The sequence below is a fragment of the Streptomyces sp. NPDC030893 genome, from assembly GCF_055571535.1.
On the sequence record NZ_JBVIFC010000014.1, the window covers coordinates 198,441 to 222,185 of the forward strand.

General features: G+C 73.3%; 19 protein-coding genes. 13 read left to right on the forward strand and 6 right to left on the reverse strand.

Features of this window, described 5'->3' with window-relative positions:
* Positions 1-36 precede the first annotated feature (36 nt).
* Complete coding sequence (gene manB, locus ACZ434_RS25100; RefSeq protein ID WP_468459501.1) at positions 37-1,119, forward strand: mannose-1-phosphate guanylyltransferase; 1,083 nt, start codon at positions 37-39, stop codon at positions 1,117-1,119.
* A gap of 174 nt (positions 1,120-1,293) precedes the next feature.
* On the opposite strand, the gene ACZ434_RS25105 is transcribed toward manB, so the two are convergent.
* The 4 genes from ACZ434_RS25105 to ACZ434_RS25120 form a co-directional block, all read right to left on the reverse strand.
* Positions 1,294-2,301 carry a DNA-3-methyladenine glycosylase family protein gene (locus tag ACZ434_RS25105; RefSeq protein WP_468459503.1) on the reverse strand — a complete coding sequence of 336 codons (1,008 nt, stop codon included), beginning with the start codon at positions 2,299-2,301 and terminating at the stop codon, positions 1,294-1,296.
* Positions 2,302-2,387: 86 nt separating this feature from the next.
* A complete protein-coding gene (locus ACZ434_RS25110) occupies positions 2,388-3,689 on the reverse strand; it encodes a coenzyme F420-0:L-glutamate ligase (protein ID WP_468459505.1) in 1,302 nt (433 codons plus the stop codon).
* Positions 3,686-4,669, reverse strand: coding sequence for a 2-phospho-L-lactate transferase (gene cofD, locus ACZ434_RS25115; protein ID WP_468459507.1), 984 nt, complete (start codon positions 4,667-4,669; stop codon positions 3,686-3,688). The genes ACZ434_RS25110 and cofD overlap by 4 nt, the downstream gene beginning before the upstream one ends.
* 33 nt (positions 4,670-4,702) lie before the next feature.
* Positions 4,703-5,245, reverse strand: coding sequence for a cysteine dioxygenase (locus ACZ434_RS25120; protein WP_468459509.1), 543 nt, complete (start codon positions 5,243-5,245; stop codon positions 4,703-4,705).
* A gap of 726 nt (positions 5,246-5,971) precedes the next feature.
* Between ACZ434_RS25120 and ACZ434_RS25125 the strand changes: the two genes are divergently transcribed.
* From ACZ434_RS25125 to ACZ434_RS25135, 3 genes are all read left to right on the forward strand, one after another.
* Positions 5,972-6,235, forward strand: a complete 264-nt coding sequence (locus ACZ434_RS25125) for a WhiB family transcriptional regulator (RefSeq protein WP_103542468.1) — start codon at positions 5,972-5,974, stop codon at positions 6,233-6,235.
* Between the two features lie 318 nt (positions 6,236-6,553).
* Entirely contained in the window at positions 6,554-10,180 is a 3,627-nt protein-coding gene (locus ACZ434_RS25130) for a glycosyltransferase (protein WP_468459512.1), read from the forward strand.
* Positions 10,177-11,646 (forward strand): DUF5719 family protein, encoded by a 1,470-nt coding sequence (locus ACZ434_RS25135; RefSeq protein ID WP_468459514.1) that lies wholly within the window; start codon positions 10,177-10,179, stop codon positions 11,644-11,646. Before ACZ434_RS25130 ends, ACZ434_RS25135 begins: the two co-directional genes overlap by 4 nt.
* Before the next feature lie 50 nt (positions 11,647-11,696).
* Here the strand turns inward: ACZ434_RS25135 and ACZ434_RS25140 are convergent, their stop codons facing one another.
* Positions 11,697-12,149, reverse strand: a complete 453-nt coding sequence (locus ACZ434_RS25140) for a metallopeptidase family protein (protein WP_468459516.1) — start codon at positions 12,147-12,149, stop codon at positions 11,697-11,699.
* Positions 12,150-12,432: 283 nt separating this feature from the next.
* On the opposite strand from ACZ434_RS25140, the gene ACZ434_RS25145 reads away from it, so the two are divergent.
* The 8 genes from ACZ434_RS25145 to ACZ434_RS25180 all read left to right on the forward strand — a co-directional run bounded on the left by ACZ434_RS25145 (position 12,433) and on the right by ACZ434_RS25180 (position 21,341).
* Positions 12,433-12,852 (forward strand): DUF3499 domain-containing protein, encoded by a 420-nt coding sequence (locus tag ACZ434_RS25145; RefSeq protein WP_468459518.1) that lies wholly within the window; start codon positions 12,433-12,435, stop codon positions 12,850-12,852.
* A 137-nt stretch (positions 12,853-12,989) separates the two neighbouring features.
* Positions 12,990-14,360 (forward strand): phosphomannomutase/phosphoglucomutase, encoded by a 1,371-nt coding sequence (locus ACZ434_RS25150; RefSeq protein WP_468459520.1) that lies wholly within the window; start codon positions 12,990-12,992, stop codon positions 14,358-14,360.
* A gap of 749 nt (positions 14,361-15,109) precedes the next feature.
* Positions 15,110-15,280 (forward strand): Trm112 family protein, encoded by a 171-nt coding sequence (locus tag ACZ434_RS25155; protein ID WP_468459522.1) that lies wholly within the window; start codon positions 15,110-15,112, stop codon positions 15,278-15,280.
* A 103-nt stretch (positions 15,281-15,383) separates the two neighbouring features.
* Complete coding sequence (locus ACZ434_RS25160) at positions 15,384-16,511, forward strand: SIS domain-containing protein (RefSeq protein ID WP_468459524.1); 1,128 nt, start codon at positions 15,384-15,386, stop codon at positions 16,509-16,511.
* Between the two features lie 70 nt (positions 16,512-16,581).
* Positions 16,582-17,733 carry a mannose-6-phosphate isomerase, class I gene (gene manA, locus ACZ434_RS25165; protein ID WP_468459526.1) on the forward strand — a complete coding sequence of 384 codons (1,152 nt, stop codon included), beginning with the start codon at positions 16,582-16,584 and terminating at the stop codon, positions 17,731-17,733.
* Positions 17,734-17,876: 143 nt separating this feature from the next.
* Positions 17,877-18,857 carry a cation diffusion facilitator family transporter gene (locus ACZ434_RS25170; protein WP_468459528.1) on the forward strand — a complete coding sequence of 327 codons (981 nt, stop codon included), beginning with the start codon at positions 17,877-17,879 and terminating at the stop codon, positions 18,855-18,857.
* Between the two features lie 261 nt (positions 18,858-19,118).
* Complete coding sequence (ahcY, locus tag ACZ434_RS25175; RefSeq protein WP_468459530.1) at positions 19,119-20,576, forward strand: adenosylhomocysteinase; 1,458 nt, start codon at positions 19,119-19,121, stop codon at positions 20,574-20,576.
* Between the two features lie 150 nt (positions 20,577-20,726).
* Positions 20,727-21,341, forward strand: a complete 615-nt coding sequence (locus ACZ434_RS25180; RefSeq protein ID WP_468459533.1) for a hypothetical protein — start codon at positions 20,727-20,729, stop codon at positions 21,339-21,341.
* Positions 21,342-21,360: 19 nt separating this feature from the next.
* On the opposite strand, the gene ACZ434_RS25185 is transcribed toward ACZ434_RS25180, so the two are convergent.
* Positions 21,361-22,311, reverse strand: a complete 951-nt coding sequence (locus tag ACZ434_RS25185; RefSeq protein WP_468459557.1) for an RDD family protein — start codon at positions 22,309-22,311, stop codon at positions 21,361-21,363.
* A gap of 93 nt (positions 22,312-22,404) precedes the next feature.
* Between ACZ434_RS25185 and ACZ434_RS25190 the strand changes: the two genes are divergently transcribed.
* Positions 22,405-23,412, forward strand: a complete 1,008-nt coding sequence (locus tag ACZ434_RS25190; RefSeq protein WP_468459535.1) for a stage II sporulation protein M — start codon at positions 22,405-22,407, stop codon at positions 23,410-23,412.
* Positions 23,413-23,745: the final 333 nt, after the last annotated feature.

A 23,745-nucleotide genomic window follows, 5' to 3' on the forward strand; every position in this document is an offset into this window, starting at 1 on the left:
AGTTCGGCCGGTCCCGGCAGGAAGCAGAGACGACAGGTGACAGAAGCGATCCTCCTGGTCGGCGGCAAAGGCACGCGACTGCGACCGCTCACGGTGAACACGCCCAAGCCCATGGTCCCGGCGGCCGGGGTGCCCTTCCTCACGCACCAGCTGGCGAGAGCGAGAGCGGCGGGCGTCGAGCACATCGTCCTGGCCACGTCCTATCTGGCCGAGGTCTTCGAACCGTACTTCGGCGACGGGGCGGCGCTGGGGCTGCACATCGAGTACGTGACGGAGGAGGAGCCGCTCGGCACCGGCGGCGCCCTCCGCAACGTCGCCTCCCGGCTGCGCTCGGGCCCGGACGAGCCGGTGCTCGTCTTCAACGGCGACATCCTCACGGGGCTGGACATCCGCGCGCTGGTCCGCACCCACGAGACGACGGGCGCGGACGTCTCCCTGCACCTCACGAAGGTGACGGACCCCCGGGCGTACGGGCTGGTCCCGACGGACGGCACCGGGCGGGTGCTCGCCTTCCTGGAGAAGCCGCAGACACCGGAGGAGATCGTCACCGACCAGATCAACGCGGGGGCGTACGTCTTCCGGCGCTCGGTGATCGACACGATCCCGGCGGGACGGGTGGTGTCGGTGGAGCGGGAGACGTTCCCGGGGCTGCTGGCGGCGGGCGCGCACCTTCAGGGGATGGTCGACTCGACGTACTGGCTGGACCTGGGCACGCCTGCGGCGTTCGTACGGGGCTCGGCGGACCTGGTGCTGGGACGCGCGCCGTCCCCGGCGGTGCCCGGACGCTGCGGCGACCGGCTGGTGCTGCCCACGGCGACCGTGGCGCCCGGCGCGAAGCTCTCGGGCGGGACGGTGGTGGGCGAGGGCGCGTTCGTGGCGGAGGGCGCGCGCGTCTTCGGCAGCACGATCCTGCGGGGTGCGGTCATCGAACCCGGCGCGGTCGTCACCGACTCGGTGATCGGGGCGCGGGCCAGGGTGGGCGAGCGGTCGGTGCTCACCGGCACGGTCATAGGCGACGGCGCCACCATCGGCGCCCACAACGAACTCCTCGACGGCGCCCGAGTCTGGTGCGACGCCACCATCCCACCCCACACCCTCCGCTTCTCCCCAGACCACTAACCCCCACCCCGCGTCCCCGCGTCCCCGCGCTCCCGCGGGCAGTCGTGCCCTCACCCTCCGCAATCCGCGGGCAGTCGTGCCGCTGGGGCGGCACGGGTGGGCGCGACGGCACCCCGCCGGCGCCGGGCTGCGCCACCACCCCCCGCCCAGCACCAACGCCGGGGCACCCGAAACTCACAGCCGCCCGATATCCCCGTACGGCATCCGCGGCCCCCGCCGCTCCGGCACCCTCCCGCTCAACAAAATCAACCGCGCCGCCCGATGCCGCTGCCCCGCATACGGCTCCAGCAGCGACAGCATCACCGCATCATCCGCATACCGGTCCCCCGCCAGCGCCCACCCCACGATCCCCGGCAGATGCAGATCCCCCACCGTCACCGCGTCCACCGCCCCATGACTGCGCTGCACCGTCTCCGCGGACGTCCACGGCCCGATCCCCGGCACCAGCTCCAGCCGCTCCTGCGCCGCCGCCGGGGCCATCCCCACCGCCTCCTCCAGCCGCGCAGCGACCCGCACCGCCCGCAGCACCGTCGACGCCCGCTTGTCGTCGACCCCGGCGCGGTGCCACTCCCAGGACGGGATCAGTGCCCAGGCACGCGGCGGCGGCATCACCGACATCCGCTCCGGTGCGGGACCCGGCGCGGGCTCGCCGAACTTCCGTACCAGCAGCCGCCACGCCCGGTACGCCTCTCCCGTCGTGACCTTCTGCTCCAGGATCGACGGGATCAGCGACTCCAGCACCAGCCCGGTCCGCGTCAGCCGCAGCCCCGCCCGGCGACGCTGCGTCAGCGCCAGCAGCCGGTGCCGGGGCACGAAGGCGGACGGGTCGTCGGCGGCCCCGAGCATCTCCGGCAGCCGCTCCAAGAGCCAGTCCGCGCCCGGCCCCCACGCCTCGCCCCGGATCCCGCCGGACCGCTCCGTCACCCGGAGGGTCCCCGGGCCGGCCGGCGTCAGGCTGGCCCGCCACACTGACCCGTCCGGCAGCGCCCGGAACGTCGGGTCCCCGGGCCCGCGCCGCAGCGGACCGAGCACCAGGCCGAGGTCCAGCGGACCGTCCGGCACCCAGGTCCGTACCCGTGCCGGAGCCGGCGCCTGACGGGGGACGCCCGCGCCCGCGGGTACGGAGACATGGCCGCCGCGCACGGTCGTACGGGTCGGGCGGGGAGTGAAACGTCCTGCCACGAGCGGATCCCAGGGGTGGAGGTGAAGCGGAAGGGGGCCCGCCGTCGAGGAGGCCCCCTAAGAGGGTAGGCGCCCGGGCGGGCCGCTCACCGCACCTCGACGAAGGCGCCCGCCTGCCGTTCGGGCCGCGGGGGCGGGTCCCCGGCCGGATGGCCGACCGCCACCGCGCCCATCGGGTCCCAGTCCGCGGGCAGGTCCAGCACCTCGCGCACCACGTCGCGGCAGAACATCGTCGACGACACCCACGCCGAGCCCAGCCGCTCCCCGGCCAGCGCGACCAGGAAGTTCTGCACCCCGGCGCCCGCGGCGACCACGAACATCTCCCGCTCCGCCGCGTCCCGCCGCGCGTCGCCGTAGGTGTGCGAGCCGTCCATGACCAGACAGGGCACGACCAGGTACGGCGCGTTGCGCAGCACGTCGCCGCGGCGGACGCGCTTGGCGATGGACTCCTCCGTCTTGCCGTCGCGGCGCAGGTCCGCGATCCACGCCTCCCGCATGGCGTCCAGGAGACGCACACGTGACTCGGAGGACTCCAGCAGGACGAACCGCCAGGGGGTGGTGTGGTGCGGGGCGGGGGCCGTCACCGCGGCCGCCACCGCGCGGCGCACCGCCTCCGGGTCGACCGGATCGTCCGTGAACGCCCGCACCGTACGGCGCTGGGTCACCGCCTGGCGTACGGCCTCGGAGGTGCCGAGGCGGAACATGTCGTCCCGCGCGCCGCGCACCATCGCCCGCGCGCCCTCGCCGTCGTCGGCCGCCACCATGTGCGGCAGGCCGCGGACGACGGCCACCGGCAGGCCCGAGGCCTTGCCCTTGACCAGGTCGCCCGCCGCGGCGAGCTCGTCGGCGGCCGCGACCACGGTGGCGCTGAGCGGATTGCCGTACGCGTCGGTGCCGCCGCGCAGGTCGTCCAGCACCCGTACGCCCGCCGCGCCGATCGCCACGTCCGTCAGCCCCGCGCGCCACGGGCGGCCGAAGGTGTCGGTGACGATCACGCCCACCTGAATGCCGAGCGCGTCGCGCAGCCCCTCGCGGATCGCCCGCGCGGAGGCGTCCGGGTCCTCGGGGAGCAGCAGGACCGTGCCGGACGGCGTGTTGGACGCGTCGACGCCGGCCGCGGCCATGACCAGACCCTGACGGTTCTCGACGATGCGCAGGGAGCCGCGCCGGGCCACCACGCGGACCGTCTCCGCGTCGATCGCCGCCTCCCGGTCGGCCGCCTCGACGATCCGGCCCTCCGCCTTGGAGACGATCTTCGAGGTGACCAGGAGGACGTCACCGTCGGCCAGGTCCGGTTCGGCGGCCGCGATCAGCTTGGCCAGGTCGTCGCCCCGGCGGATCTCGGGCAGTCCGGGCACGGCCCAGACCCGGTAGCCGGCGCCGCTCATACGGCCCGCACCTCCTCGGCCAGCGCCAGCGCCTCCCGCGCCATCCGCGCGGCCGCGTCGACGTCCGTCATCATCAGCGGTACGGCACGGCAGCGGATCCCGGCCGCCTCGACCCGCTCCACACAGGCCGCGTCGACCGTGTCGACCAGCCAGCCGTCCAGCAGGCCCGAGCCGTAGTGCTCGGCCACCGCCGGGGCCGTGGACTCCACACCGACGGCCGCGAGCACCTTGTCGGCCATGCCGCGCACGGGCGCGTCCCCGACGATCGGCGACAGACCGACCACCGGCACGCCCGCGTCGGCGATCGCCTCCCGGATGCCGGGCACCGAAAGGATCGTGCCGACGGACACCACGGGGTTGGACGGCGGGAAGAGGATCACATCGGCCGCGGCGATCGCCTCCAGGACGCCCGGGGCCGGCTTCGCCTGCTCCGCGCCGACCGGCACGACCGCCTCGGCCGGCACCGACGCCCGCAGCCGCACCCAGTACTCCTGGAAGTGGATCGCCTTGCGCTCGCCGGACCCCGCGCCCGAGTCGCCGTCGGGCAACGTGACCGCGACGTGCGTCTCCACGCGGTCGTCGGTCATCGGGATGAGGCGCACCCCCGGCTTCCAGCGGTCGCACAGCGCCTCGGTCACCGCGCTGAGCGGATACCCGGCGCTCAGCATCTGGGTCCGCACGATGTGCGTGGCGAAGTCCCGGTCGCCGAGCCCGAACCACTCCGGGCCGACGCCGTACGCCGCGAGCTCCTCCTTGAGGTGGAAGGTCTCGTCGGTCCGCCCCCAGCCCTGTTCCTCGTTGATACCGCCGCCGAGCGTGTACATCACCGTGTCGAGGTCCGGGCAGACCTTCAGCCCGAAGAGGTGGATGTCGTCCCCGGTGTTGCCGATGACCGTGATGTCCGCGTCCGGCACGGCTTGCTTCAGACCGCGCAGGAAACGGGCACCGCCGATGCCGCCTGCCAGAACCACAATGCGCATGGGGTCATCCTTGCAGGCCGCTACGACATCGCGTCAGGCAGTCACCGGACCGGGCGCCGGACGGGCCTCGCAGTGGGGGGCGCCGGCGGTCTCGTCGGCCGGACGGAGCCGGGACCGGGAGAGCATGGGCATGTCGGTCAGGCCCGGGTAGTAGATGTGCAGGCTGACCGCCGGCTCCAGCGCGTCGTTGACGACCTCGTGGACGTAGCCGGGCGCGAAGACGCGCTGTGCGCCGGCCGTCAGCACGCGCGTGCCGCGCTCCGTGCGCTCGGTGAGCACGCCGTCGAGGACGGTGAGCACCCCGGAGGAGCGGCCGTGGCCGTGCGGCCCGCTGCCCTGGCCGGGCACCCACGACAGCAGCCACACCTCGTAGCCGGGGCCGGTGCGCAGCCGGTGGTACCAGCGGCTGGTGGCGTCGTACTCGACGAGGTGCTCCCACTGGGAGCGGTCCGCGGCGATGGAGCGGGCCAGGCCGGCGAACTCGGCGACGGTGGCCGGGTGCTCGCGCGGGGGCTGGAGCAGGTGCGGGACTTCGAGGATGTCGCCGGCGATCTGGAGGTCGCTGTCGCTGTTCATGGGTGCGGAGGTTCCTTGGCGGGGAAGCGGCGGGGTGCGGGTGTCACCGGGCCCGCGCGCCCGGGTCGCGGGCGGGCGGCGGCGAGGGGTGCCCTGATGGAGCGAAGGAAACGGCGGCGGCCGAGTCGTGTGGGACTCAGCGGTGGCGGGAGCGCGGGTGGCTCAACAGCCGGAACAGCGACAGCTACAGCGAGCGCGGGCAGCACCGGGGAACCCGGCGGAGCGGGTCGGGGTGAGTGCCTGATTCGCGAGCATGCCCTCAAGGACAGCGGTTCACTCCACCACTGTCAACTCGACGCCCGGTTTGTGGGACATGGTTCACCTCATCCGGTTCATCTCACAGGTGAAAGGTTTGCTCAGTCGTTTCCCGGGACACAAGGTGCGCACGGCCGGGCGCCATGCGCGCCGTTGCGATCCCGTGATCCGACTGTGATCCGGTTCGCACCGGTGCGGGTGTCGCAACGAGATCGATCTCCTGGGCGTCCTCCCTGTGGAGGGCCCGTGCGGGGCTGGAAACCCTCTCGGGTCCCGCGCGTGTGTCAAGGTTTAGGGTGATTTGAACACTTTCCGCTCGGCCTTGGTTCCGCAGAGTGAATAAGGGGCCCAATAGCAGATCTCGGCTTGACTCGCCCGGAGCAGCACACTTGTAATTTCACTCGTGTCGTTCAGCCGGAATCGGTAACGGCTGGATCACACGGGGACGCGAAGGACGGACGAGGGGCGCACATGACCGAGCTGGTGCAGCAACTGCTGGTCGACGACGCGGAAGAGGAGCTCGGCTGGCAGGAGCGCGCGCTGTGCGCCCAGACCGACCCCGAGTCCTTCTTCCCTGAGAAGGGCGGCTCGACCCGGGAGGCCAAGAAGGTCTGCCTCGCGTGCGAGGTCCGCTCCGAGTGCCTCGAATACGCCCTCGCCAACGACGAGCGCTTCGGCATCTGGGGCGGCCTGTCCGAGCGGGAGCGGCGCCGGCTGAAGAAGGCCGCCGTCTGACGTCCGGGGCGTCCTCGCCGTACGTACTCCGGTCTTCCGCCGTACGCGCGCCGTCTTCGCCGTACGCACGCATCGCCGCACGCACGTCAGTTCGCACATACGGGACTTAAGGCCCGTCGCAGGTGGGTTGTCCACAGGCGGCGGGCCGCCTTGTTGCCCAGCCGATAGTGTGGGCGCTCGTCCGAGACGCCCCGCCGCCCCCACCGGGCGCAGGCGTCCCCCACAGTCCACCGAACCGGGGCCCGTACCTCGATGTCCGTGCACAGCCACCCGGCAGCCCGTCAAGACCTCGCTGCCGCACCTGAGTTCCCGCGTCACGTGGTGACCGCGGTTCTCGTCTCCCACGACGGCGCCCGCTGGCTGCCCGACGCGCTCGCCGGGCTGCTCGGCCAGGAGCGCCCCGTCCAGTTCGCCATGGGCGCCGACACCGGCAGCGCGGACGACTCCGCCCGGCTCGTCACCGACGCCCTCGGCGACGACCACGTGCTGCACCTCGCCCGGCGCACCGGCTTCGGCCAGGCCGTCGAGGAGTGCAACCGCAGCGCCCCGCACCTCACACCGGACGACCTGCCCTACCTGAAACGGCCGAGCGGCTGGGACCCGGTCACCCGCAGCTGGCGCGACGACGCCTACGACCTGCCCGAACTCCCGCACGGCGAACCGGTCCAGTGGCTCTGGCTGCTGCACGACGACTGCGCCCCCGAACCCGACGCCCTGGCCCAGCTGCTGCGCGTCGTCGAGAACGAGTACGAGCTCGGCCGCGACGACGTGGCCGTCGTCGGCCCCAAACTCCGCGGCTGGTACGACCGCAGGCAGCTCCTCGAAGTCGGCGTCTCCATCGCCGACTCCGGCCGCCGCTGGACCGGACTGGACCGCCGCGAGCAGGACCAGGGCCAGCACGACCACGTACGGCCCGTGCTGTCGGTGTCCACCGCCGGCATGCTGGTCCGCCGCGACGTCTTCGACCGGCTCGGCGGATTCGACCGGCACCTGCCGCTCATGCGCGACGACGTCGACCTGTGCTGGCGCGCCCACTCTGCCGGACACCGGGTGCTGGTCGCCCCCGACGCGGTCGTGCGGCACGCCGAGGCGGCCTCCCGCGAGCGCCGCACCGTCGACTGCGTGGGCCGCACCGCCGCCTCCCCCCACAAGGTGGACAAGGCGGGCGCCGTCTACACCCTGCTCGTCAACGCCCGTACGGCCGCGCTGCCCTGGGTGCTGTTCCGGATCGTCCTCGGCACCCTGCTGCGCACCCTCGCCTACCTCGTCGGCAAGGCCCCCGGACAGGCCGTCGACGAGATCCGCGGCCTCATGGGCACCCTGCTGCGCCCCGAACGGATCCTCGCCGGACGGCGCCACCGCGGCAGCCCGCAGACCGACAAGGGCGAGATGCGGCCGCTGTTCCCGCCGCCCGGCGCCACCGTCCGCGTCACCGTCGAGCAGGTCGCGGGCAGCCTCGTCGGCCGCTCCGACCCCGAAGCCGCCTCCGGCGCGGGACGGCACGGCAGCGCCATCGAGTCCGGACCCGGCGGCGACGACGCCGACTTCCTCGAGGTCGAGCAGTTCGCCCGCCTCAAGCGCATCGCCCGCAGACCCGGACCGGTGCTCTTCCTGGTGCTGCTGCTGGTCTCCCTCGCCGCCTGCCGCCACCTCCTCGGCGGCGGCGCGCTCGCCGGCGGCGCCCTGCTGCCCGCACCCGCCGACGCCGGCGACCTGTGGGCGCGCTACACCGACGCCTGGCACACCGTGGGCGCCGGCGGCACCGGTTCCGCACCGCCCTACCTCGCCATCGTGGCGGCCCTCGCCTCCCTCCTGTTCGGCTCCACCGGCCTCGCCGTCACCATCCTGCTGGTCGGCTCGGTACCGCTGGCCGGCTTCACCGCGTACTTCGCCTCCCGTCCGCTCGTCCCGTCCCGGCTGCTGCGCGCGTGGGCGGCCGTCGCCTACGCCTTCCTGCCCGCCGCGACCGGCGCCCTGGCCGGCGGCCGCATCGGCACCGCCGTCCTCGCCGTGCTGCTGCCGCTCCTCGCCCGCGCGGGCATCGCCGCGAGCGGTCTGACCAACCCGCAGGACGTGCGCGGCAGCTGGCGCGCCACCTGGGCGTACGCGCTGCTGCTCACCGTCACCACCGCCTTCACCCCGATCGTGTGGCCGATCGCCCTGGTCCTCGGCGTCGGCGTACTGGCCCTGCGCAGGACCGACCTCGCGGCGTACGGACCGCGCTTCCTGGCCCAGCTCGGCGCGCCCCTCCTGGTCCTCGCCCCCTGGTCGCTCTCCCTGCTCCCCTTCGGCTTCTTCCAGGAGGCCGGTCTGGAGTACGGCCCCTCGGCGGCCTCCGCGCTCGACCTGCTCGGCGCGAGCCCGGGCGGCCCCGGCACCGCCGCCGGCCCGCTGCTCATCGGCCTGGTGCTCGCCGCACTCGCCGCCCTGCTCCGCTCCGAACGCCGGACGGCGATCCTCACCGCGTGGGCGGCCGCCCTGGTGGGCCTCGTCTTCGCGGTCCTGTCCAACAGCTCCGCCTGGGCGGGCCCGGCCACCCTGGTCTACGGCATCGCCGTGCTGGCCGCCGCCGCGCTCGGCGCCGACGGGGCGCGTTCCCGGGTCGCCGAGCAGAGCTTCGGCTGGCGCCAGCCCGTGGCCGCCCTGATCGCCCTCGCGTGCGCCGTCGGCCCGCTGGTCCTGGCCGCCGGCTGGATGATCCGCGGCGCCGACGGGCCCGTCCAGCGGCGCGACCCGGTGCAGGTGCCCGCCTTCGTCGCCGAGGAGAGCGGCACCCGCGACCAGGCCCGCACCCTCGTCCTCGACAGCGACTCCGCCGACCGGGTCGGCTACGTACTGGTGCGCGGCTCCGGCGCCCGCATGGGCGACGCCGAGACCGCCGCGGTGGACGGCGAGAACACCAGGCTCGACGAGGTCGTCGCCAACCTCGTCGCCGGATCGGGCGCCGACCAGGCCGACGAACTCGGCGGCTTCGCCGTCCGCTACGTCCTGGTCCACCGGGGAGCGCCGCGCGAGGTCACCCGCGTCCTGGACGCCACGCCCGGTCTGAGCCGGCTCAGCCAGCAGGCGGGCGGCGCGCTGTGGCGGGTCGACCGGCAGGTCGCCCGCGCGAGCATCGTCCCCGGCAAGGACGGCGAGGGCGAGCCCGTGCCCGTCTCCGCCGGCCCGGTCGAGATCCACACCAAGATCCCCGGCGGCGCGGAGGGCCGCGTCCTGCGCCTGGCCGACTCCGCCGCCGACGGCTGGACCGCCACCCTGGACGGCAGGCCGCTCTCCCGCACCACGGTCGACGGCTGGGCCCAGGGCTTCGAACTCCCCGCCTCCGGCGGCACCCTGGACGTCACCTACGACGCCCCGCTCACCCACACCGCCTGGCTGTGGGCCCAGGGCCTGCTCGCCGTGGTCCTCGTCGTCATGGCCCTGCCGGGCCGGCGCCGCGACATCGACGACGACCTGCCCGAGGAGCCGTCCGTGCCCGCCGAGGCCATGGCCGGCGAGGGCCGCCGCGCCCGCCGCCTGCGCGCCCAGGCGGAGGCGGAAGCCGCCCCCGAGGAAGCCGCCCCCGAGGAAGGGGCCCCGGAGGGCGACCTCCCCGCGCCGCCGGAGCAGCCCCCGGCCTCCGCGCCCGTCCCCCAGCAGCCCGACTACGGCGACTGGGACGCGGCGCGGTACGCGAACGCCGACTACGACGACAACGCCTACCCGGGCGACCCGTCGTACCAGCAGCAGTACGGCACGGACACCTACGGCAGCCCGTACCCGCCGGACGCCTACCCGCAGCAGGGCGGCGGCCAGTACGACCCGTACGCGTACGGCGCCCAGCAACAGCAGTACGACCGGACGTACCCCCAGGGCGGCTACGACCAGAACTACGCACAGGGCTACGACACTCCGTACGACCCCCACGGCACGGGCAACGAGCGTCCCGACGGGAGCCAGCAGTGAACCGCACCACCCTGTCCCTGATCGCGGGCGTGACCGCGCTCGCCGCCGTGACCGGCTTCGCCGCGGTGTCCTCCCCCGACGCCGGGGCCGCGGACGAGCCGGCCGGGGCGGCGGCCCACCTCCCCGTGGAGCGCACCGGCCTGCTGTGCCCCCGGCCCAGCACCTCCGACCTGGCCGAGACGACCTACACGTCGTTCACGCCGGTCACGGAGGGCACGAAGAAGGAGGGCGGGGCCGAGCTCCGTCCGGCCACCAAGGAGCCGAAGGACGACGAGAAGGCCGTACTGAAGCCCGGGGACCCCGGAAAGCCCGCCACCGGGGAGGTCTCCGGGAGCGAGGCCCCCGCCCTCGTCGGCACGGCCGACGGGCGCTTCGCGCCGGGCTGGACCGTGCAGCAGACGACCGAGGTGACCGCGGGCACCGGCCGGGGCCTCCAGGGCGTCACCTGTACGCCCGCCGACACCGAGTTCTGGTTCCCGGGCACCAGCACCGGCGAGGACCGCACCGACTACGTCCATCTGACCAACCCCGACGACTCGGCGGCGGTGGTGGACATCGAGCTCTACGGCAAGGACGGCGCCCTGGAGACGACGGTGGGGGAGGGCATCACGGTCCAGCCGCACTCCTCCGAGCCGGTGCTGCTGTCGACGCTCACGGAGGAGAAGCAGACCGACGTGACCGTGCACGTGGTCGTGCGCAGCGGCCGGGTCGGCGCCGCCGTGCAGGCCCTGGACGAAAAGCTGGGCGGCGACTGGCTGCCCGCGGCGGCCGACCCCTCGGGCAGCCTGGTCCTGCCCGGCATCCCAAAGGACGCCACCGCCGTCCGCCTGGTGGCCTTCACGCCGCGCGACGCCGACGTCGACCTGAAGGTGCGCCTCGCCTCCCCGTCCGGTCTGATCACCCCGGCCGGTCACGAGACGCTGCACGTCAAGGGCGGTATGACGGCGGCCGTCGACCTCGGCGACATCACGCGCGGCGAGGCGGGCTCCCTGGTGCTGACGGCGCCGGACGGTTCCGTGCCGGTCGTGGCGGCGGTCCGGGTGCTGCGCGGCGAGGGCGACAAGCAGGAGTCGGCGTTCATCCCGGCCGCACGACCGGTCGGCACCCGCGCGACGGCCGTGGACAACACCGCCGAGGGCACGACCCTCTCGGTGACCGCGCCCGAGGGCACCGCCAAGGTCAAGGTGACCGCCTCCGCGGGCACGGAGGGCGGCGCGCCGCAGTCCAAGACGTACACGATCAAGTCCGGCACGACCCAGAACATCGAGGCGCCCGCGCCGTCCGGCGCGAAGGGCACGTACGCCCTCACCGTCGAACCCGAGTCGGACACCCCCGTCTACGCGTCCCGCACGCTCGCGGCGACGGAGGACGGCGTCGCGTTCTTCACCGTCCAGCCGCTCCCGGACGACCGGGGGACGGTGGCGGTTCCGGAGGCGAGCGAGGACCTGTCGGTGCTGCAGAAGTAGGGGGCCCGGCGGGTTCCGCCCGGCCCCGTGTTCGTGTCCGGGAGGGCCGGTCAGTCCTCCCCGTAGCGGGGATCGACCGTCTCCGGCGTCAGTCCGAGCAGGTCGGCCACCTGCTCGACCACGACCTCGTGGACCAGGGCCGCCCGCTCGTCGCGTCCCTTGGTGCGGATCTCGACGGGCCGCCGGTAGATCACCACCCGTGCCGGACGCCCGTCGCGGGCGGTCACGGTCCCGCCCAGCGGCACCGCCTCGTCGCTCCACGGGCCCGCCCCCGCGTCCGCCGGCCGGGGCACGTCCAGCACCAGGAAATCGATGTCGGCGAGCTGCGGCCACCGCCGCTCCAGCCGCTCCACCGAGTCCCGCACGAGATCCGCGAACGTCTCCGCGCGGCTGGCGGCGAGCGGCACCTGGGGAGGCGCGATCGGCCCGCGCATCCCCCGGCCGTGGCGATCACGGCGTCGGGGCCCGGGGCCGGTGGGACGAGGGGTCACAGGGCTGTCCATCACAGCGAAGGGTAGTCGTCGCACCGCCGCCCCGCCCGAAGCCCGCCCCGCTTGGCGCCGACCCGCGCGCCATGTCACAACATGACCATTCCGGCCAAGGTTGGGCTCGATTCCATATCTCTCCGAGACCGATGGGATCAAGGCATTTGACGGTGTTTGTGCCAAGTGGTGACCGGAATCAGAAGCGTCCGCGCTCGGGAAGCCGTGCGTCCACCCAGGTCAGCAAGGTGTGGCCAAAGGGGTATGTGGGGCGTTTCACACCACGACACGGGGGAGTGACCTGGTGGAGAGTCGTCGCGGCCCGCTCAAGAGTGCGGTACCGTCCAACCTCGTGAGCCCTGTACGTCGCTGTTCGCGCACCGCCTGCGGCCGTCCCGCCGTCGCGACGCTGACGTACGTCTATGCCGACTCGACCGCGGTCCTCGGCCCGCTCGCCACCTACGCCGAACCCCACTGCTACGACCTGTGCGCCGAGCACTCCGAGCGCCTCACCGCACCGCGCGGCTGGGAGGTCGTCCGGCTGCTCGACGGCTCGGCCCCGGCCCAGCCCAGCGGGGACGACCTGGAGGCGCTGGCGAACGCGGTGCGGGAGGCCGCCCGCCCCCAGGAGCGCGCGGCGGGAGCCGGCGGCTCCCGCACGGCCGACCCGATGGAGGTCGCGCGCCGCGGCCACCTGCGCGTCCTGCGTTCACCGGACAACTGACCGGACCCAGCGGTCGGCGAGGAAACCTTGCTGCGCGAGGTGCCGCCCTGAACCCGTGACATACGTGGGCCCCGTCCGGAGCGTCACCCTCTACGGGTAGTTTGTGACGACCGACAGGACCTCCGGAAAGGCTGGCCGTGGCTGCTGATCTGTCGCAGATCGTGAAGGCGTACGACGTGCGCGGGGTCGTCCCCGACCAGTGGGACGAGACGCTCGCCGAGCTCTTCGGTGCCGCCTTCGCCCGGGTGACCGGCGCGACCGCCATCGTCACCGGCCACGACATGCGGCCCTCGTCCCCCGGCCTGTCGGGCGCCTTCGCGCGGGGCGCGGCGGCCCACGGCGTCGACGTGACCGAGATCGGCCTGTGCTCGACCGACCAGCTCTACTACGCCTCGGGCGCGCTGAACCTGCCGGGCGCGATGTTCACCGCCTCGCACAACCCGGCGCGGTACAACGGCATCAAGCTGTGCCGCGCGGGCGCCGCCCCGGTCGGCCAGGACACGGGCCTGGCGGAGATCCGGGAACTCGTGGAGCGGTGGAGCGGACCGGACGGCGCCCCCGAGCCGGCCGCCGGCACCCCGGGAACGATCACCCGGCGCGACACGTTGGACGACTACGCGGGACACCTGCGCGCGCTCGTCGACCTGACCGCGATCCGCCCCCTGAAGGTCGTCGTCGACGCGGGCAACGGCATGGGCGGACACACCGTGCCGACGGTCCTCGCCGGCCTGCCGCTCACCGTCGTCCCGATGTACTTCGAACTCGACGGCACCTTCCCCAACCACGAGGCCAACCCCCTCGACCCGGCCAACCTCGTCGACCTGCAGAAGCGGGTCCGCGAGGAGGACGCCGACCTCGGCCTCGCCTTCGACGGCGACGCCGACCGCTGCTTCGTCGTCGACGAGCGGGGCGAGCCGGTCTCCCCGTCCGCGATCACCGCCCTGGTCGCCTCCCGGGAGCTGGCACGCAACGGCGGCAAGGGGACGATCATCCACAACCTGATCACCTCCTGGTCGGTCCCCGAGGTCGTACGGGAGAACGGCGGCACCCCCGAACGCACCCGCGTGGGGCACTCCTTCATCAAGGCCGAGATGGCCAGGACCGGCGCGATCTTCGGCGGGGAGCACTCCGCGCACTACTACTTCCGCGACTTCTGGAACGCCGACACGGGCATGCTCGCCGCCCTGCACGTCCTCGCCGCCCTCGGCGGCCAGCGGGGCACCCTGTCCGCGCTGGTCGCGCAGTACGACCGCTACACCGGCTCCGGCGAGATCAACTCCACTGTCGACGACCAGAGCGCCCGCCTCGCCGCGATCAAGGCCGCGTACGAGGGCCGCGAGGGCATCACCCTCGACGAACTCGACGGCCTCACCGTCACCTCCGCCGACTGGTGGTTCAACGTCCGCCCCTCCAACACGGAACCCCTCCTCCGCCTGAACGCGGAGGCCCGCGACAGAGCCACCATGACCAAAATCCGAGACGAAGCCCTCACCCTCATCAGGTCCTAACCCCCCACCCCCACCGCAACCAGCCGACGGGCACTGCCCTACCCTCCACGGACCCCGCCTCCACCCTCCGGGCACTATCTCCACCCTCCGCGGACACCGACCCGGCTCTCCGCAGGCAGCCGCGGCTGGCGCCCGCACCGCCCGCAGGCACTCTCTCCACTCTCCGCGGACACCGCACCGCTCTCCGCGGGCCCCGACCCGGCTCTCCGCGGGCAGCCCGCGGCTGGCACCTGCGCAGCCCGCGGGCACTCTCTCCGCTCTCCGCGCGCAGCCGCGAGCACCGCACCGCTCTCCGCGGGCCCCGACCCGGCTCTCCGCAGGCAGCCGCGGCTGGCGCCCGCACCGCCCGCGGGCACTCTCTCCGCTCTCCGCGGGCACCGCACCGCTCTCCGCGGGGCCCCGGCCCTGCCCTCTGCGGGCAGCTCGCGGCTGGCACCTGCGCAGCCCGCGGGCACTCTCTCCGCTCTCCGCGGGCACCGCACCGCCCTCCGCGGGTTCTGACCCTGCTCTCCGCGGACAGTCGCGGCTGGCGCCCGCGCCGTCGGCGGGCGCCAGCCTCCGCTCTCCGCGGGCAGTCGTGCCGCAGGGCGGCACGGGTGGGCGCGACGGCACCCCGCAAGCGCCGGGCTGCGCGACCACCCCCCGCCCGGCCCCGACGCCGAGCAACCGCACAACCCCGCCCACCCCACCGCCCGTCCCCCACCGGCGGTACCCTGACCAGCACATCCACCCAGCGAAGGAACCCCCTCATGCCACTCGAAGCCGGCCTCCTGGACATCCTCGCCTGCCCCGCCTGCCACTCCCCCCTCGAGGAGCAGAACACCGAGCTGACCTGCACAGGACAGGACTGCGGCCTCGCCTACCCCATCCGCGACGGCATCCCCGTCCTCCTCATCGACGAGGCCCGCCGCCCCGCATAACGTCACACCGCGCACCGCGCACCGCGCACCGCGCACCGCGCACCCCGCGCCCGCGCACGCAGTACCGCCGACGCCCCCGATCGGAGATCGGAGCCTGCCGCACATGCTCGACGAATCGCTGCTCGACTCACCGGAGGGCCTCGCCGAGGCCGACCGCCGCGCCCTGCTCCGCGGCGCCGCCGAAGCCGGCGCCCGCGTCCGCACCGCCGCACGGCACGCCGCCGAGGCCGGCGTCAACGACCTCAAGCCCGACGGCCGCCCCCGCGCCGTACTCATCGCCGGCCCCGGCGCCGCCGCCACCCAGGCCGCCGACCTCCTCGGCACCCTGGCCGGAGCGGGCAGCCCGGTCACCCGGCTCGCCCCCACCGGCGTCGCCCCCGCCGCCGGCGCCCTGCGCTGGGAACTGCCCGGCTGGGCAGGCTCCGTGGACCTGCTCCTCATCGCCACCCCGGACGGCACGGAACCGGGCCTGTCCCTGCTCTCCGAGCAGGCGTACCGCCGCGGCTGCACCGTCGTCGCCGTCGCCCCCGCCCGTACCCCGCTCGCCGACGCGGTCTCCGGCTCCCACGGCCTGTTCGTCCCCATGGCCACCGCGCCCTACGACCAGGACGAACCCCTCGCGGCCGCCGCCCCCGGCGTGCTGTGGGCGCTGCTGACCCCGCTGCTCGCGCTCCTGGACCGCACCGGCCTGCTCACCGCCCCGCCCGACGCCCTGGAGAACGTCGCCAACCGTCTCGACGGCATCGCCGAGCGCTGCGGGCCCGCGATCGTGACGTACAGCAATCCCGCCAAGACGCTGGCCGCGGAACTCGCCGACAGCCTGCCCGTCATCTGGACCGAGGGCGTCTCGGCCGGGCCGGCCGGCCGCCGGTTCGCCGCCGCGCTCGCCGAACTGTCCGGCACACCCGCCGTCGTCGCCGAACTGCCCGAGGCACTCGCCGCGCACAGCGCCCTGCTCGCCGGCCGGCTCGCCGCCGGAGCGGACCCGGACGACTTCTTCCGCGACCGCGTGGAGGAGACGCCCGTCCTGCACGCGCGTGTGGTGCTGCTCCGCGACCGTCCCATCGGCGGCCTCACCGCCGCCCCCGCCGCCCGCGAACTGGCTCTCACCCACGACACGCCGATCAGCGAACTGGAACCGGAGGCGGGCGGTGAACTGGAGACCCTCGCGGAACTGATCGCCGTCACGGATTTCGCCGCCGTTTACCTGGCGCTCGCCTCGGGAGCCTGATCATGCCCGGGACCCCCTGACCTCCCTCCGCGCGCCCGCACGAGAACCGGCAGAAGGAACAGAGATCCCCATGGACCGCCTGGACAACACCATCCGCCCCTACGCCTGGGGATCCACCACCGCCATCCCGCGGCTGCTCGGCACCGAGCCCACCGGCGAGCCGCAGGCGGAGATGTGGATGGGCGCCCACGCCGGCGCCCCCTCCCGCACCGACCGGGGCACGCTCCTCGAGGTCATCGACGCCGCCCCGGAGAAGGAACTCGGCCCGGACTCGGTCGCCAGGTTCGGCCCCCGGCTGCCCTTCCTCCTCAAGCTCCTCGCCGCCGGAGCCCCGCTCTCCCTCCAGGTCCACCCCGACCTCGACCAGGCGAGGGAGGGCTACGCGGACGAGGAGCGCCGGGGCGTTCCCGCGACCGCCCCGCACCGCAACTACAGGGACGCCAACCACAAGCCCGAACTGGTCTGCGCCCTCACCGAATTCGACGGCCTGTGCGGCTTCCGCGACCCGCTGCGCGCCGCCGCACTCCTCGACGGCCTCGGCGTGGACTCCCTCAAGCCGTACGTCGACCTGCTGCACGCCCGGCCCGAGGAGGCGGCCCTGCGCGAGGTCCTCACCGCGATCCTCACCGCCGACCCCGAGGAGATGGCCCGCACGGTCGCCGAGACCGCCGCCGCCTGCGACCGCCTCGGCGGCGACTACGCCCCCTACGCCGGCATCGCCCACCACTACCCGGGCGACCCGGGAGTCATCGCCGCGATGCTCCTCAACCACGTCCGGCTCCAGCCCGGCGAGGCACTCTTCCTCGGCGCCGGAGTCCCGCACGCCTACCTCGACGGACTCGCCGTCGAGATCATGGCCAACTCGGACAACGTCCTGCGCTGCGGCCTGACCCCCAAGCACGTCGACGTCCCCGAACTCCTGCGCATCGTCCGCTTCGAGTCCCGCGACCCCGGAGTCCTGCGCCCCGAGGCCGGCCCCGACGGCGAGGAGGTCTACGAGACCCCCATCGACGAGTTCCGCCTCTCCCGCTACGTCCTTCCCGCGGGCGGCGCCGTCCACGACCTCACCCTCACCACCGCGCAGATCCTGCTCTGCACCGCCGGCTCCGTACGGGCGGGCGAGCACCAACTGTCCCCGGGCACCTCCGTGTTCGTCCCCGCGGGCGCGAAGGCCGAAGTGGCCGGCCCGGGCACGCTGTTCAGGGCCACGGTCATCGCCTGACCCTCCCCCGCCGACGAACCGCCGCGCCGACGCCGGGCCGGGCTGCAACAATGTCCCACCGTCAAACGACGGGCCCGGCCCGGGCGGCGTACGAACCCGCCTGCCCGCGGCCCCACACGGCGTACGAAGGGACAACGCGACACATGAGCGCGTCAGGCGGCACCAAGGCGATCGTGGCGGCACTCGCCGCCAACCTTGCGATCGCGGTAGCGAAGTTCGTGGCGTTCCTCTTCAGCGGCTCCTCGTCGATGCTCGCCGAGTCCGTGCACTCGCTCGCCGACTCCGGCAACCAGGGCCTGCTGCTGGTCGGCGGCAAGAGGGCCCAGCGCCGGGCGACCCCCGAGCACCCCTTCGGCTACGGCCGCGAGCGCTACATCTACGCCTTCCTCGTCTCCATCGTGCTCTTCTCGGTCGGTGGCATGTTCGCCCTCTACGAGGGCTACGAGAAGATCAAGCACCCGCACGAGCTGGAGCACTGGTATTGGCCGGTCGGCGTCCTCGTCTTCGCGATCATCGCGGAGTGCTTCTCCTTCCGCACCGCCATCAAGGAATCCAACGTCCTGCGCGGCAAGCGCTCCTGGAAGGAGTTCGTCCGCCACTCCAAGGCGCCCGAACTGCCGGTCGTCCTCCTGGAGGACCTCGGCGCGCTCGTCGGTCTGATCCTCGCCCTCGGCGGTGTCGGCATGGCGCTGGCCACCGGAGACAGCGTCTGGGACGGCATCGGCACCCTCTGCATCGGCGTCCTGCTCATCCTGATCGCGCTGGTCCTCGCCGTCGAGACGAAGTCCCTGCTGCTCGGTGAGGCCGCGGGCCCCGAGGAGACCCGGAAGATCGAGGCCGCCGCGGTCGACGGCGACACCGTCACACGCGTCATCCACATGCGCACCCTCCACCTCGGCCCCGAGGAACTGCTGGTCGCGGCGAAGATCGCCGTCCGGCACGACGACACGGCCACCGAGATCGCCACCGCCATCGACGCCGCCGAGACCCGCATCCGCGAGGCCGTCCCGATCGCCCGCGTGATCTACCTCGAGCCCGACATCTACAGCGAGACCGAAGCGGCCAAGGGCCCCGACCCCCGAGCCACCCCCGGCGGCCCCACCCAGCCGGACACCGGCCACTAGGCCCCTGCCTGAAATCGGCCTGATGTGTACGCGGCCGGACTGGGGGCCGCCCGGTCCGGCGGTGTAGCTTGGGACGGAGCCAGACGTCGCTGCTGATGGCGGTCGGGCGGTCCCACCCGGGACCGGCCGAGGGAGAGAGGGCCTCCGACGGACTGCGCTGCGCGCACCGGCATGCCTGTGTCCTCTTCGGGCACCCCTGTGTCCGCCGCCGCGCAGACCAGCCGTACCCACCTCGACCCATACACCGAGGAGCAGCTCGCAATGACGACTGTCGACAACCGACAGGACTTCAAGGTCGCCGACCTCTCCCTGGCCGAGTTCGGCCGCAAGGAGATCACCCTCGCCGAGCACGAGATGCCCGGCCTGATGGCGATCCGCAAGGAGTACGCCGAGGCCCAGCCCCTGGCCGGCGCCCGCGTCACCGGTTCCCTGCACATGACCGTGCAGACCGCCGTCCTCATCGAGACCCTGGTCGCCCTCGGCGCCGAGGTCCGCTGGGCGTCCTGCAACATCTTCTCCACCCAGGACCACGCCGCGGCCGCCATCGCCGTCGGCCCGAACGGCACGCCCGACAACCCGCAGGGCGTCCCGGTCTTCGCCTGGAAGGGCGAGACCCTCGAGGAGTACTGGTGGTGCACGGAGCAGGCGCTGACCTGGCCGGACAGCCCCACCGGCGGCCCCAACATGATCCTCGACGACGGCGGTGACGCCACCCTCCTCGTCCACAAGGGCGTCGAGTACGAGAAGGACGGCAAGGCCCCCTCGCCCGACACCGCCGAGTCCGACGAGCACCGCGTCATCCTCGAACTGCTCAACCGCACCCTGGGCGAGAACCCGCAGAAGTGGACCCAGCTCTCCTCCGAGATCCGCGGTGTCACCGAGGAGACCACGACCGGCGTCCACCGCCTGTACGAGATGCAGCGCGACGGCACCCTCCTGTTCCCGGCGATCAACGTCAACGACGCCGTCACCAAGTCGAAGTTCGACAACAAGTACGGCTGCCGCCACTCCCTGGTCGACGGCATCAACCGCGCCACCGACACCCTGATCGGCGGCAAGACCGCCGTCGTGTGCGGCTACGGCGACGTGGGCAAGGGGTGCGCGGAGTCCCTGCGCGGCCAGGGCGCCCGCGTGATCATCACCGAGATCGACCCGATCTGCGCCCTGCAGGCCGCGATGGACGGCTACCAGGTCACGACGCTGGACGAGGTCGTCGACAAGGCCGACATCTTCGTCACCACGACCGGCAACAAGGACATCATCATGGCCTCGGACATGGCCAAGATGAAGCACCAGGCGATCGTGGGCAACATCGGCCACTTCGACAACGAGATCGACATGGCCGGCCTCGCCAGGACCCCCGGCATCGTCAAGGACGAGATCAAGCCGCAGGTGCACACCTGGACCTTCCCCGACGGCAAGGTGATCATCGTCCTCTCCGAGGGCCGCCTGCTGAACCTGGGCAACGCCACCGGCCACCCGTCGTTCGTGATGTCCAACTCCTTCGCGGACCAGACCCTGGCCCAGATCGAGCTGTTCACCAAGCCCGACGAGTACCCGACCGGCGTCTACGTGCTGCCCAAGCACCTCGACGAGAAGGTCGCCCGCCTCCACCTCGACGCGCTCGGCGTGAAGCTGACCACCCTCCGCCCCGAGCAGGCCGAGTACATCGGCGTGAAGGTCGAGGGCCCGTTCAAGTCGGACCACTACCGCTACTGATCCGGCGCTCCCACCCCGGGGAACACGTCCGCACGCGGACGCGCTCCCCGGCGGCAGGTCCACCGAGGCAGGCCCCCGCACCCCCGTGCCGGGGGCCTGCCCCTTGGACGGACCGGCGAGCGGCCCAGCCCGTCACGACCCAGGACCCCCATGCCCCGCGGCCGTTATTCGCTCCACGATCCGCACGATCACACCCCCCTCGCGGAAGAGCACTTCCACTGCGCCCCCGGCCCCTCCGGCTGGCGCTACGTCTCCCAGCTCACCGCCCCCTCCGGCGATCACCTGGGCTCGGTCGACCTGGCCCTCGACGAACTCGGCCGCCCCATCCGCCTCGAACTCCACGCCGCGAGCTGGCAGGTCCGCGGCGCCGCCCTCGACGGCGTCACCTGGGTCCGCACCGACCCCACCGGCACCCACGCCACGGAAGGCAATGCGCGCGCCCACGCCTTCACGGGCTCGTCCCCGGCGTTCCTCGTCGCCACCGCCCGTCTCCTGCGCCTCACCCCCACCTCCGCGGCCACCCGCGTACGCCTCGTCGCCCTCACGGACCCGGTCCTCGCCCCGCGCACCCTGGACCAGTCCTGGGCGCTGGTGAAAAGAGAAACACACGCCACTGACAACGGCCCCCTGACCGTGGACGAATACCAGGTCACAGCCCTGGACACGGGCGAACAGCACGCCGTTCACCTCGCCGGCGACGTGGTCCTCGCGGCCCCCGGCATCGAGTTGGAGGACCTCGAATCACCACCGTCGGTCTTCCCCTGACCGACCGTCCTCCAGAGGCCTACGCCGGTGGGACGAACCCCGTCGAGGGCCGATCGGCAGGCGCGTCCGTCGGCGCTGCGGATTCCGGAGCCGCGACTCCCGGAGCCGACGGCGGCACGGCCGCGGTGGGAGGGACGGGTGGATGCACCGGCGGGCCGGGAAACGCGGCGGCGCCGCCCGCCGGACCAGCGGTACCGACCTGCCCGCCCGCCACGCCCGTACCGTTCCCGAATGCCCGACGCGCCTCCCGAACCTGCCGCTCCTGAAGCACCGCTGCCAGATACGCCGCGGGCGGCACACCCGGCGGCACCGGCGCCCCCGTGCGCTCCGCCAGGTCCCCGGCCAGCCGCTCCGCCATCGACCAGCCGACCGCCGGATCGAGCTGCCGCATCCGCGTCAGGTACTGGCGCACGGCGAGCCACAGACCGTCGGGCACCGCCGACAGATCGAGCCCGGAGAAGCGTCCGGCGAGCCACGGCGGAGGCGGCGGCACGAAATCCGCCCGCCCGGCCGGCACCCGCTCCCGTACGACCAGCGTCCCCGCGAACACATCCCCGAGCCGCCGGCCACGCGCCGAGACCAACGAGGCGATGCAGGCCACGACCCCGAGCGTCATCAGGATCTCGATCACGCCGATCAGCCCGCGCACGAGCGCATGCCGGAACCGGATCGGCCCCCCGTCGTCCCGCACCACCCGCAGCCCGCACGCAAGTTTCCCGAGCGACCGGCCATGGCTGAGCGTCTCGACCACGATCGGCCCGCCCACCAGCACCAGGACGAACACCGCGATCGATATCGCCGTCCGCGCCGCCTCGTCCAGGGAAGCCGTGGCAGCCACGAGCCCGATCGTCACCGCGATGTACGCGGCCACCGCGGCCGCCAGATCGAGCAGCACGGCCAGCGCCCTGCTGGGCAGCCTCGCGGGGCGCAACTCCAGGGCCACCGCCTCGCCCGTCACCAGCTCACTCACGCCCGCCGCCCTTCCCTGGCCTGCCCCGAACACCGCCAGTCTGCCAAGCTGATGACCCGACTGCCGACGAACACCCGAGGAGCAGGCACACCGATGGACCTCGACGTCTTCGTCTCCGCCCACCGCGCGGAGTGGGACCGCCTCGACGCCCTCCTCCGGCGCCGGCGCCGCCTCACCGGTGCCGAGGCCGACGAACTCGTCGTCCTCTACCAGCGCGCCGCCACCCATCTCTCCCTCATCCAGTCGGCCGCTCCCGATCCACAGCTGACCGGAAGGCTCAGCCAACTGGTCGCCCGCGCGCGCAGTGCCGTGACGGGCGCCCGCCGGGCATCCTGGCGGGACGTCACGCACTTCCTTTCCCACAGCTTCCCGGCCGCCGTCTACAGGTCCCGCCACTGGTGGGTGCCCACGGCGCTGCTCTCCACGGCCGTGGCGGCCCTGCTCGGCTGGTGGATAGCCACCCACCCCGAGGTGCAGGCGTCCATCGCGGCCCCCAGCGAACTGCGCGAGCTCACCCGCCCCGGCGGTCAGTACGAGACGTACTACTCGAGCAATCCCGCGGCCTCCTTCGCCGCCCAGGTATGGACGAACAACGCGTGGGCCGCCGCCCTCTGCCTGATCCTGGGTGTCTTCCTGGGCCTGCCGGTCCTGTGGATCCTCTTCCAGAACATGCTCAACCTGGGCATCGGCTTCGGCCTGATGTCCTCGGCCGGCCGCCTCGACACCTTCCTCGGACTCGTCCTGCCGCACGGCCTCCTGGAGCTCACCGCGGTCTTCGTCGCCGCGGGGACCGGCCTCCGCCTCGGCTGGACCGTCATCGACCCGGGCCCGCGCACCCGGCGCACAGCCCTCGCGGAGGAGGGCCGGGCAGCCCTGGCCATGGCGATCGGCCTCGCCCTCGTCCTCTTCGTCTCGGGCGCCATCGAAGGCTTCGTCACCCCGTCGGGCCTGCCCACGTGGGCGCGCATCACCATCGGAGTCGTCGCCGAGCTGGCCTTCCTGGCCTACGTCTATGTCGTGGGCGGACGAGCGGCACGCGCGGGCGAAACGGGTGATCTCGAGGAGTCCGAGCGCGGCGCCGACGTGCCCACGGCGGCCTGATGTGCGGAGCGGCCCGTTGAGCTGCTAGTCTCCTCATCGCCCCGCAGGAGCCGTTGACACGGAACGTGTGGGGAGGTAGATTTGAACAGTTGCCTGGAGACGAGGTATCACCCTCGGAGGGCGACAGTGAGCATCTAGCCGCTTCTCGCCGGAACGCTGATTCCGCGGAAGCACCTCCCGATAAGTCGGAAAACGAAGGCCGGTAAATCCGCCCCGAAACTTCTGATAAAGTGGGAATCGCCGGAAAGGGAAACGCGGAAGCGTGAACCTGGAAAGCACCGAGGAAATCGGATCGAAAAGATCTGATAGAGTCGGAAACACCGAAGGGAAGCG

Excerpts from the sequence above, each read along its gene's own strand:
- cofD (WP_468459507.1), bottom strand. The coding sequence starts at position 4,669 with ATGCGCATTGTGGTTCTGGCAGGCGGCATCGGCGGTGCCCGTTTCCTG.
- ACZ434_RS25170 (WP_468459528.1), top strand. The coding sequence starts at position 17,877 with ATGAGCGCGTCAGGCGGCACCAAGGCGATCGTGGCGGCACTCGCCGCC.
- ACZ434_RS25110 (WP_468459505.1), bottom strand. The coding sequence starts at position 3,689 with ATGAGCGGCGCCGGCTACCGGGTCTGGGCCGTGCCCGGACTGCCCGAG.
- ahcY (WP_468459530.1), top strand. The coding sequence starts at position 19,119 with ATGACGACTGTCGACAACCGACAGGACTTCAAGGTCGCCGACCTCTCC.
- ACZ434_RS25120 (WP_468459509.1), bottom strand. The coding sequence starts at position 5,245 with ATGAACAGCGACAGCGACCTCCAGATCGCCGGCGACATCCTCGAAGTC.
- ACZ434_RS25180 (WP_468459533.1), top strand. The coding sequence starts at position 20,727 with ATGCCCCGCGGCCGTTATTCGCTCCACGATCCGCACGATCACACCCCC.
- ACZ434_RS25155 (WP_468459522.1), top strand. The coding sequence starts at position 15,110 with ATGCCACTCGAAGCCGGCCTCCTGGACATCCTCGCCTGCCCCGCCTGC.
- ACZ434_RS25160 (WP_468459524.1), top strand. The coding sequence starts at position 15,384 with ATGCTCGACGAATCGCTGCTCGACTCACCGGAGGGCCTCGCCGAGGCC.
- ACZ434_RS25125 (WP_103542468.1), top strand. The coding sequence starts at position 5,972 with ATGACCGAGCTGGTGCAGCAACTGCTGGTCGACGACGCGGAAGAGGAG.
- manA (WP_468459526.1), top strand. The coding sequence starts at position 16,582 with ATGGACCGCCTGGACAACACCATCCGCCCCTACGCCTGGGGATCCACC.
- ACZ434_RS25190 (WP_468459535.1), top strand. The coding sequence starts at position 22,405 with ATGGACCTCGACGTCTTCGTCTCCGCCCACCGCGCGGAGTGGGACCGC.
- ACZ434_RS25140 (WP_468459516.1), bottom strand. The coding sequence starts at position 12,149 with ATGGACAGCCCTGTGACCCCTCGTCCCACCGGCCCCGGGCCCCGACGC.